At 76.0% G+C, this 1,097-nt stretch carries 1 pseudogene; it reads right to left on the bottom strand.

What is annotated here, in order from left to right:
* A pseudogene (locus ACXAID_RS28185) lies at positions 1 to 1,097 on the bottom strand (isoniazid response ATPase/transcriptional regulator IniR); the annotation flags it as partial.

Below are 1,097 nucleotides of genomic sequence, written 5' to 3'. Positions count from 1 at the left end.
GCGCCGGAGCCGCGAAAGCCGCCCGGGCCAGCTCCGGGTCACCGACGGCGACGCCGGCCACGGTCCCGCCGACCGCGACGACCGCGTCGGAATGCGGACCCAGCCAGCGGTACAGGTCGGCGGCCTGCGCGGTGACCCCGTCGTGGGCGGCGACCGCGGCACCGATCCGCACCGCCGCGGCACGCTCGGACTCCTCGGAGGAGGTCAGCAGTTCCTCGGCCAGCCGAGCGGCCGCCGGGCAGTCCCCCGAGGTGGCCAGCGCATCGGCCAACGGGACCGACACCGTCGTCGCGCCGGCCTGGGCGGCGGCACGCAACAGCCGTGCCGCACGGACGGCCGGGGTGCCGCCACGGGCCGCGAGATCGTGCAGGCTGGTGGCCAGCCGGGCATCGGCCAGCCCGTGCTCGGCCAGCCGCAGGGCCAGCTCGGCCGACAGCGAGGACGCGTCCAGTTGTGTCGCCAGCAGCGCGCTCTCCAGCTGGTGGTGACGTGCTGCACCGGCGGTGCGGGCCAGCAGACGATGCATCCGGTGGGTGAACTCCGGGCCGTGCTGCGGGTCCAGCAGCCCGCCGGCCCGGACCCGGTCCACCAACACCCGGGCCTGGGCGGGACTGACCGGAAGGGCCGCCGAGACGTCGGCGGCGCCCAGGTCGTCGGTCAGCGCCAGCAGCAGCATCGCGTCGAGCAGCGCGTCGTCGCAGCCGCGCAGCCGGTCGAGCAACGCGTGGTCGGCGCGGCGTACCAACGCCGAAGCGTCGGTACCGGGTTCACTGAGTGCCGCTGCGACCAGGAAGGGCAGCCCGGCAGTCGCCCCGGCCAGGGATCGCACGGTCTCCGGTGTCGGTTCGCCGCCCAGCATCGCCGCGGCCGCGGTGGACAGCTGCGCCGGCGACAGCACGCCGAGGGACACCGTCGGGGTCTCCCGCTGCATCGCGGTGAGCAACCCGTGCAGCGCCGGCCTGTGGTTCAGCGGCTCCGCGGTGACCAGGACCGTGCGGCCGCCGTCGAGCACCAGGGCCGTCAGCCGATCCAGCGAGTCGTCGTCGAGCAGATGCGCGTCGTCGACGACCACGGCCCGCTCCGGCGCCTCCCCGGGG

This window comes from Mycobacterium sp. ABE4_509 (assembly GCF_056160785.1).
The sequence above is the reverse complement of the archived record's forward strand: the minus strand, read 5'-3'. Positions and strand labels throughout refer to the sequence as shown.